This is a genomic window from Roseobacter weihaiensis (assembly GCF_020622345.1).
In the GTDB taxonomy this organism is placed as follows: Bacteria; Pseudomonadota; Alphaproteobacteria; order Rhodobacterales; family Rhodobacteraceae; genus Roseobacter; species Roseobacter weihaiensis.
On sequence record NZ_JACNMO010000049.1, the window covers coordinates 1 to 9,938 of the forward strand.

Below are 9,938 nucleotides of genomic sequence, written 5' to 3' on the forward strand. Positions count from 1 at the left end.
CGCTGGCGGCTGCAAACGCCTTTCTGTTTTACAGGCTTGAGAAGGGCCAAAGGATCATTGCTGTTGTCTCAGTTTTCGCCTGGTGCGGCGTGCTACTGTCTGGCCGATGGATAGCCTTTTCGGCTTAGCAATGCTCTCGTATTCCATCGCCGAGCGGCCTTTGATATACTGCGCAGCATTTGGAACACTGGGCTCCTTGCGACTATCTGAGCATGTGCAGGATATGAATCCTTGAGCCGCGACCACTCGATAAGGACGGCCCTTACCTGCCGTTCCCTCAACTAGCCAATCGCTGCGGTGCGGCCCACCAAAGCAGCCGTTCGCTGGCATCGCGAAATCTGAAGGGGCTGAGAGATCCGCTTCGCGGGACAGGGACGAAGCCGCTGCCGCGGCAGGGGCGCTTATTGCTGTCGTATTGCAATGATCTGAGCGCCGGTATTTTGGGAATGGGCGTGTCTGTCTGACGATTGAGGTCTCTCAATCAACAGACAGGAGGGTCCCATGGCGGACACCAAGACCACACCGCTGCGCGCACGGATGATCGAAGATATGCGGATTAAAGAGCTGGGCGAGAGTTCCCAGAAAGCGCACATCAGAGCAGTCAGGCACCTTGCCGAGTTCCTTGGGCGGTCGCCGGATACAGCCACGGCCGAAGACTTGCGCGCCTATCAGCTTCACATGGTCGATACGAACGTCACGCCATCGACCTATAACGCGCGACTTGTCGGGCTGCGGTTCTTTTTTGAGACGACGTGCAAGCGCCCTGAGATTAAGGACTGCATGCACTTTCGTACGGAGCCGCGGAAGCTCCCGGTCGTCTTCAGCGCCGAAGAGGTCTTCGAGATCCTCAGGGTCGCGCCGGGGCCAGGGCTGAAGTATCGCGCTGCGCTCAGCGTTTCCTATGGTACTGGGCTGAGGGCATCTGAGGTGTGCAATCTCAAAGTCAGCGATATCGACAGCGACCGGATGCTCATTCATGTTGATCGGGGCAAAGGCGGCAAAGATCGCAAGGTGATGTTGTCTCCTGGCCTTTTGGAACTTCTGCGCGACTATTGGCGGGAGGCGCGGCCCGATGGCTGGCTCTTTCCAGGCAAGCCCCGGATCAACCCACTGTCACCGCGGCAATTGCATCGCGCTTTCAGCGCCGCCAAACATCTCGCGGGGATCAAGACGCCGCGCAGCACATTGCATACATTGCGCCACAGCTTTGCCACCCACCTCTTGGAGGCGGGGACGGATGTGCGGGTGATCCAGGTTTTGCTCGGGCATGCCAAGCTCAGCACCACCGCGCAATATACCCATGTCGCCACCAAGCTGATCCGCGACACCGACAGCCCCTATGAGTTACTGGCGCAGCTCCAAGACCGAAGGTCGGGGTGACGCGCACGGGCGGTGCCCCGCCCAAAGCTGGAGGTTGCTGACATCTTTCGAACCCACGGTCCTGCCTATCGGCGGGCCAATGCGGGGCATTTGAACCTCACGCAGCTCAAGGTGATGTCGGCAATTTAGGCCTGCCGGACCGACGCGCTTGGCGGGCATGTGGCAGCCTGCACCAAATGCAACCACCAGCATATCGCCTATAACAGCTGCAAAAACCGCCATTGCCCGAAGTGCCAGGCACCGGCTGCGCGGGACTGGATGGCGGCCCGCGCAGAGGACCTGCTGCCGGTCGAGTATTTCCACGTGGTCTTCACGCTGCCAGCGGAGATCGCGCGGATAGCCCTCTGGAACAAGCGTTCCATCTACGGCCTTCTGTCCAAAGCATCAGCCCAAACGGTGGCGACCATTGCCGCCGATCCCAAACGCCTTGGGGCCCGCGTCGGTATGACCAGCGTCTTGCACACTTGGGGATCAGCGCTCACCCATCACCCGCATATCCACATGATTGTCCCGGGCGGCGGGCTGTCCATGGATGGCACCCGATGGGTCGCATGCAAGCCCGGGTTCTTTCTGCATGTACGGGTGTTGTCGCGACTGTTCCGGCGTTTGTTCTTGGAAGGGTTGGCCGCTCTACATCGTGCAGGACAGCTGAGGTTCTTTGGCGAGCTCACCGCGTTGGCAGTTGCCGATGCCTTCGCCGAATGGTTGGCTCCGCTGCGCAAGATCGACTGGGTCGTGTACGCAAAGCCACCATTTGGCGGGCCAGAGGCAGTGCTGGCTTACCTGTCCCGCTACACCCACCGTGTCGCCATCTCAAACCACCGTCTGGTCAATGCCGATGCGGGCACCGTGGCGTTCAAATGGAAGGATTACCGCGTCAAGCGCGGGGACCGCATGAGGATCATGCGGCTCAATACACATGAGTTCATCCGCCGCTTCATGATGCACGTGCTACCAGACCGCTTCCATCGCATCCGCCATTACGGGTTCCTGGCGGGTGCCGGTCGCAAAGAGAAAGTCGCACAAATCCGCGCGCTGCTCGGAGACATCAAATCGGCGGAACGAGACCAACCACCGGCTGAAGCAGCACCACCGCTCACATTGCGCGAGCCATGCCCCTGCTGTGGTGGCCTGATGCGCATCGTTGAGACCTTCCGGCGCGGACAGACACCCCGAACCCGAGCGCCACCCAGACAGCAGGCCGCATGATGAACACCCCGTCTCATACTCGTTCACCGGTCCGACGCTCAACGCGCCGGTCAAAGGGAGGTATTGCTTCAATCCCATCCATGCGCCGCAACGCGAGCCTTACCAAAGCCAAAAAACTTACAAAGACGCCCGATTGTACCCAAAAGACCGCGCAACCGACCCTTCAAAACTCGACGACCTGCCCAAACTCAAACCGACATCGGGAACATACACCAGCGCTTTCCCCATAGGAAGGCGCACGTATCCCGCGGCTTCCACCTTGTCAGATTTGTTAACGCGGGCCATCCCGCCAAGACCAAACCTAACGCCTTGGCCCGCATCAAAAAATCTTAGACAGAGCGGGCCTTAGCCGCGGTTGCTCCAATGTCCGCAAAATGATTTACGTGACCTGCTACGTGGGTGTGGCTGTTCAGGAAAGCTCGACCAACTCCTTGAAGTCGGTCTCGCGGATGATGCACAGTTGTTGACCCGCTTGGACCAGTTCTTCCGCTTTCCGGTGCTTCGACGACTTGTCGCGACCCGCGAGCTTCGTCACATCCACATCGCCCACGACGAGCATGGTCGTCTTCTTGGTGACGCTGTTCGCCACATTGCAACCTACGGAAGCCGCAAGATCTGCGGCATCACGGCGCGGTATGTCGAGAGCGCCCGTGAACACGATCACCTCACCTGCAAGCGGGCCGTCCGGGTTCCCGTTGCGCGTGATCGCAGCGGCTCCGCTCGACGACGGGTCGATGGGCTGCAAGACGCGTTTCTGGATCGCGTCGAGATCGAGACCGCTTTCCTGCATCGCAGCGAGCATGACGTGCCCTGCGGCTTTTGCATCCTCAAGCGCGTTGTGATGCTCGAAGGTGTAACCGAGCATCTTGCAGACGTTCGCGAGGCCGTAGCCCGACTTCGCGCATTCCGCCCATGTTCTCCGGGCGACGCGGGCCGAGTCGAGCCAGGTGCAGGCCGGGGTCGAAATTGCCCAGCGGCCCGCCGCTTGTTGCATCGCAACGCGATCGAAATGCGTGTGGGTGACAACAACCTGCGACCCTAGAAACCGTTCGATGTCCACGGCGGCTTTCTTGAAGGTCGGCGCGCCTTGAACGTCGCCTTCCGTGATGCCGTGGATCGACATGTTGACAGGATCGAAGAAGTCGTCCGGGTCAATAAGCGAGTACCATTCTGACGCGAGGGTACCGTTCTCGAAGGTGGCGACGCCGATTGAGCAGATGGACGCCATGTCGGCGTTTGCGGTTTCAACGTCGATGGCAACGAATCTCATAGCGACAGCTATCCCTTATTGGTCTAGCTCGAAATGTAACGATGCAGGTTTCGTCAGACAACGCACTCCGTTGATCTGCCCAAGCACCAAGCCGCACCCTCCACACCGGCCCGCATCAATAGATCTTCATCAAAGCTGCTGTTGACAGCGTCCGCTGTGAACGTCCGGTTCCACTCGCTTAGCGTTAGCAACTGGAAGATCCGATTTCCGGCCCTCTACTGAATCTATCACACTGACATCGAAAGGCTTCCCGAAGTTGAGGCCCTTCGCAAGGCTGCTAGAAACCCATGCTTTTGCGAGGAAATCGGACGCACCGATCGTTTGACGTGTGTTCCAAAGGGTGTTCCGGTTTTGGCGGCATGTATGCTAGCTCGGCTTCATGCGTTTAGATAACTGTTCAAAGTACGCTGAAAGTGCACCAACTTCATTTTCACTAAGTACGCCCTGCTGAGAAATCTCGGATAGCTGCTGAGCGGCTCGGGAGAATGTGGTCCATTCAGCTTTGGGATCATCACTCTGCCATCGTCGGGCGATGATTTGTTTCCAGTGTTCTTGAGCGGATCGGCTTAGCAGGTTTGGTTTGTTCAGGTACACCAGCCTTTTAGCCAGCCATTGCAGTCGCCGATCCTCAAGTGCCAGCGCAATCTCAATCCTTTCCGCCCACGATGCAATTTGGAACTGGTTCAACTTCGCTTTGTCGTCATTGTTAAAGAAGCCGGAATAGATTTGAAGCTCGACCTCTTCGGGCTCGGGACGGTCTGCAAATCGGTCGGCTAGAGCATTTCCAAGTGCCGTATGCAGGTCATGCATGCCGCGCAGCGCAGCAGCACGATCAAACAGCTCAGGATCATCAACAGAAACCTCAAATATGTTGGGGGCGTTGTTGACAGAAATGGTTCGGACCCTCTTAGGCGAAGCATTAACAGCGTCGGCAACCGCAGCGCCATCCGTCGGATCCAGGGTGTTCGGATCGACCAATTCCAAGTCCATAAAGGCTACAGAATTCGGGTTGTCGGGGTGCCGGCCTGCAAAAGCTCCCAGATAAGCCCGCGGTGGGGCCACACCATACCGTTCGATCAGCTTCAGAACCCGACCAGATTCCAATAGGTGCAGTGTATTCTTCGTGGACCTATTCTTCAGCGATTGCGTCCATACTTTTGCAGCTCGTTTTCGGATCAGCTGAGCTATGTAGATCGTCGCTTCAACGTCAGACACAGCGTCATGGAAATTCTCACTAACAAATCCGTTGGCTGGTGCTAGCTGGTCCAGCTTGAAGCTGACCTTACCGGCATCATCCGTTGGCCACTTAAGAGCGTCGTTGGCCATAATCCAGGTCGCGTAGACCAACTTCATGATATCCAACCGATAGTTTCCATCAGCTTGGGTCAGGTAGGGATTGGGATGCAGGTTCTGAAAAAACATCTGGCGCAACATTTGTTCGTCAAATGCAACACTGTTGTAGCCAACCCAGGTAGCAGGTCCCCACTGCCTGATCAGATTGCTTATCTCTTGCGCAAACTCGAACGCACTAGGAAGGCTAGGATCGACCAGCATATCCGGGGTGACGCCAGTAACAGCCAGGGCCCATGGAGCAGGCAAGATGTGCGGAGACAAGCGACACCGAAACTCGATACGCTCAATTTCTTCCAGTTCGTCATTGGTCAGAATGCCAGCAAACTGCAACGGCTGATCGAATGCTGGCGAAGTCCCAGACGTTTCTAGATCATAAAAGACATACACAGCCATCACCCCAACCCTCAGAAAGTAGAGTACCTTCGTCGATTTCGCCGGTAAATCAACAAGTTTTCCGGGAGAGCGAGAGATGGTCGTTGGTGGCTCGCCCCGCCACCAACTTGACTAGAAATCGTCTATAGACCTTCCAGCCTTGGAGCTTGTGTGTGTGCCGCAAAGCTTCGAAAAGCAGGCAATTTAGGTTGGGCGAAGCTCTGAACCTAATATACTTCACGGGTTCGCTTTTTGTCCAGTGACAGCGACAAGTCAAAACCATTCCAGTCGGTAAACCAGTAGTCCGAACATGCAATAAGCGCCCACAGTTGGAAGACTGACTGGCCATAAGCCGACGCAAGCTTCATTTTTGTTGCCATTGAAACAAAAGGACAGGTCGCCAGGTCCAAGTAGGTCATGACCAATTCTGAATCCCTTCGTGCATAGCTTGAACGTGAGTTGAAACGCTCAAGGATGCAGGCTTCGGCCGCTGTACGCAGACCGGAGTATCTCTTTTTCGACGTAGTGTAACTAAGCAGTACGGTAGCAGCGAAGTAGTCAAAACTCTGACTACCAACATACTTCTTCTCGCGTCCATCGTAGATGAACCCAAAGTACGATGCCAGAATGCTTTCCGGAAGAAGGTAGTCCCGCCCAAGCTTCCGTAGAGCCAGAACGAGGTACATTACTTCAATGTTAGGGTTGTGCTTTGATGAAGACTTCCTCAACTGCCGTGTCAGATTGTCGAATGCATACTTAAAAACTTGATGCTTCAGGTCTCGGTTCAATCCAAGGCGGTGCAGTTCATCGACCAGCATAGACACAAGGCGAGCCAGGCGCACCGAGATGTTAACACGAGGCTCTGCAGCATAGATGAAAAACGCAAACTCAAGGATACCAAGAATTGCTTTGATTAAGGTTTTGTCCGATCGATGTTGCACCGAGGAGGCTGCGAACTTGTCAATTATCGATCGAAGATTTCTTTCCAGAGCTGCGAATGTGTAGTTCAGGATGCTTTTATACTCCACGTCATTCCGTTTAAGAATGCTCTTGAACTCAACTATCAGGCTCATTGCGCGAATCTTCGGATGATATACGAGAAATGGATCAGTAGGATCAGAAGGGTTCTCATACTCAGTACTCAGCACTTCAATATTGTTTGAAAGTGCCTCCCGGATCGCGTTTTTTGCTATTGTCAGGTTTGTAATGATCGGCTTGTCGATCTTCTCCCTCTTGCCGGAGTTGATGCTAAGCTTCATCTCACGAAGCACTAAGCCAAGGGTCTTTTCGACGATATTTGGATCTACGTCGCTAGTGCAAAAGATGAAGTAGTCATCAACATATCTAAAGGCTTGGAAGTCTGATCTATGCTTCAAACCATGATCTTCAGACATTTTTTTGAGGAAAGTACGGTCCGCTCTCTGCAGGATGATCTCAGCAAATATACGTGAGAACTCGGGTCCGATCACAATACCATTGGTTTCTCCTTGGTTCATTTCCTGGAGCAGACGATCAAATCGACCACCGAAAGTCCTTTTTGAACGTTTAAGATGATCTTTACACGCAGTGAGACCAAGGGTGCTCCATGGAAGTGAATGTGTGTAAATACTGTCAAAGCACTTGGAGATATCTAAGCGTAGAAGATAATCAAACTTCTTCTCAGCATTTAGGTACTTATAGTGTTCATAAAATTTAAAAATGTTGCTGTAAAATTGGTAAGTGAAGTATGAGCCTAAGCTCTCATATTCCTTGGTTTGTTGTTCGATTGTGTCTTGCACAACAGACTTTCTCTCTGAGAACAAGCGGTCGGAGTACTTTACAGACTTTGAAATGGCTGCAGGGAAGCGAATAGAGACATCGGACAGGCCAGTGAATTTGATTATTTGCGCGCTGTTCCGTGCATAGAAATCTGCGACGGCAATCTGATTTCTTGGGTGCACTACTGTCAAACGTCTGAATTCACGGTCCTTGTGTGCAATATTGAAACCAAATGGGATGGTTCTCAACGCTCCATCGCTAAGTCGCCAAGACCGTTCGACTATGGTTTTGCCGTTTCTACGGATCATAGCGTTGGTCGGCATTAGGGTTGGCGTGTCGGCAGTATCGAAGAGTACGGAAATTGCTTCGTCGACCTTGGAGGAAGAGGACTCCCAAACAACGAGTGTCTCTCCCCCTTGCATCCTGAGACGAACGTTGTAGCGCGTGACGAAATCGAAGAAGCCGCCATTGCCAAACGTCGGTGGCACTTCGAATGGCAGCGTGTCCGAAAGAAGCGGTCTGTGGTAAGAGTTCTTGGCAGGAAGCGAACGTTTATCGGCCATAGTTCCAAGCCTTCGTGATTTCTTCAAACTGCCCAGGTCGATGGAACCTACGGAAAATTCGCTCTTCATACCCGGCCACGAAAGAGTACTGTCGAAGCTTTGCTTGAAGTCTTGGACTGTGCGCGAGGCGAGAGATGTGTCCTGTCAACTTGCCGTCTAAAAGGCGCAATTGACGCAGATCTGTTAGATGAGGACTGCCAAAAAAGATGCCGACGAATGCATTGCTCTTATTGTGTGTCAGCTGAGTATTTGAAGTTAGATACTGAATGCGCTTCGCAAGGAGTCTATACGCTTTCTTCGCATCCTTCGCCCGTTGTCGATGGTATCGAATAAAGCACGCCTCCAACCGTTTTTCATACCTTTGCATCTTTTGCGCGCTTAATCGCGTCTTGCAAGAAGTTGAGGTGTCGTAACGGAACTCATACCCCAAGTATGTCAGGTTCCAGTTTCTGCGGTCTTCTGGTGACTCGTTGACCTTGTTAGGGTTGACCGTCAGCTTCAGTTCTTTCAATTGATCGACGACCCGTCCCTTGTATGCTCGGCGATCTGAGCCGAGTGTTGGCGAGAAGACAACCACGATATCGTCAACGTAACGTGCAAAGAACACCACGTCCTGGAGGGCTTCAACTTTGCGGTCAAAATCTCTCATGAAGAGTTCCGACAGGGAAGCGCTCAGCCCAATTCCTCGTGGCAGACCAATTCCCTGGGTGCCGGTCTGAAGACCATACGTCCAAAGAAGCTTCTCGATTATTTTAATGGAAGTCGCGCTTAATAGCTGATCGGATCGGAGCTTTTCCAGTAACCCACGATGCTCGATTGACTCGTAGAATTGGCTCACATCCAAACGCAATATGTGGTACGGGAAGCCATCATTCAGATGGTCTTGGAGTTGGGCGATGATGCGATTTCGATTGGCCTGTTTGACCTTGTAAATCCGCTCCAAATTTCTCGAAACCTGTTTGATCGAGTAGTAGCTTTCTGCCGATCCGGGGGGCAAAAGATATACCGCTTTGTCGTTCGGTCCATTCCTCGGGATCAAGTTGAACTCGAAGCGTCCATTTGAGATTTTTGTGGAAACCTCATTGAGCCTTTCCAGTAACTCGTTGTCTCTAGCTTCGCGAGCACGCTCACGATCGCTTCTGAGCCCATCGAAAATGGCTTGATCGGCAGCCGAATATTTTCCTCGATGGCTTGCCCGAAACACCTTCGTGTCGCGAATCCGATCCTTCAAGATCTCAGTTGCCGCCAACACCGACGGGAAGAAATTGAGGCTCGGGTTCCGGCCCTTTCTTTGCTCGATCTCGGTAATTCTGCGAAAGTTCTCTGCGGAAAAGGTTTGATCGTACACTTGCCAATGTCTTCAATTCATCTCGTGTCAGGTGCAACTCCTGCGGGAAGCAGCACTTATGATCCTAGCCTACCGCGAGTGCACGTGAAACATAAGATTTCTGTCGAGGTTGTTTGAGGTGAAGGAAACAAGCGCCATTGGCCAGTGAGCAAAATCATCAGGCTGGTTATGACGCCCAAGCTCGGCACAATGAGCCACGACGCCTTCAACAACGAACCGTGTGAAACCGGATTCAACGGAGATTAAGTCGGCCGCCTAATTCGCGAGCCCGGCCCGTAAATCGCGGCCTTTCGCGACAGTTTTTCCAAAGAGTTGCGACGCCCTCGAAGGCAGTTATCGAAGTATCGACCGCAGGCCGAAAAAATTACTGCATTTACAGCATGAAGAACACAAGCTGAAAGTGGCATCTTCCGCTAAGCCGACGTTCGTTCGACCCGCAGCGAATGACAGCTCTCCTGAAAAACCATACCGAAAGAAGACCGATCAGACCGCTCGGCATTGAAGGTCGGCTTTTGCGGTATCTCAAAGTTCTCGCTGCAAAGCGGCGAATGCACACTTTCCGCCCTCTTTTTTGGGTTCTCCGACATTTACATCCCCAAAGCTCGCGCACATTCCGAGTGCTCAAAGGCGTCCTGGTAGAGGCGAGCTTCGTCGCCGGTCATGCCTTCTTCCTGCATAGCTCGGC

Annotated in this window: 5 protein-coding genes and 1 pseudogene; 2 read left to right on the forward strand and 4 right to left on the reverse strand. The window is 53.5% G+C overall.

Annotated features, from left to right (window positions below):
• Window positions 1-501: 501 nt before the first annotated feature.
• Both H7847_RS25990 and H7847_RS25995 read left to right on the forward strand, forming a co-directional pair.
• Window positions 502-1,380 carry a tyrosine-type recombinase/integrase gene (locus H7847_RS25990; RefSeq protein ID WP_227272523.1) on the forward strand — a complete coding sequence of 293 codons (879 nt, stop codon included), beginning with the start codon at window positions 502-504 and terminating at the stop codon, window positions 1,378-1,380.
• A 12-nt stretch (window positions 1,381-1,392) separates the two neighbouring features.
• Window positions 1,393-2,589, forward strand: a pseudogene (locus H7847_RS25995) (IS91 family transposase).
• A gap of 409 nt (window positions 2,590-2,998) precedes the next feature.
• On the opposite strand, the gene H7847_RS26000 reads toward H7847_RS25995, so the two are convergent.
• From H7847_RS26000 to drt3a, 4 genes are all read right to left on the reverse strand, one after another.
• Window positions 2,999-3,859: an exonuclease domain-containing protein gene (locus tag H7847_RS26000; protein WP_227272527.1), complete on the reverse strand. Its 861-nt coding sequence runs from the start codon at window positions 3,857-3,859 to the stop codon at window positions 2,999-3,001.
• A 366-nt stretch (window positions 3,860-4,225) separates the two neighbouring features.
• Window positions 4,226-5,605, reverse strand: coding sequence for an exonuclease domain-containing protein (locus tag H7847_RS26005; protein ID WP_227272529.1), 1,380 nt, complete (start codon window positions 5,603-5,605; stop codon window positions 4,226-4,228).
• A 206-nt stretch (window positions 5,606-5,811) separates the two neighbouring features.
• Entirely contained in the window at window positions 5,812-7,905 is a 2,094-nt protein-coding gene (drt3b, locus tag H7847_RS26010) for an antiviral reverse transcriptase Drt3b (RefSeq protein WP_227272531.1), read from the reverse strand.
• Window positions 7,895-9,253, reverse strand: a complete 1,359-nt coding sequence (gene drt3a, locus H7847_RS27060) for an antiviral reverse transcriptase Drt3a (protein ID WP_227272534.1) — start codon at window positions 9,251-9,253, stop codon at window positions 7,895-7,897. The genes drt3b and drt3a overlap by 11 nt, the downstream gene beginning before the upstream one ends.
• Between the last annotated feature and the right edge of the window lie 685 nt (window positions 9,254-9,938).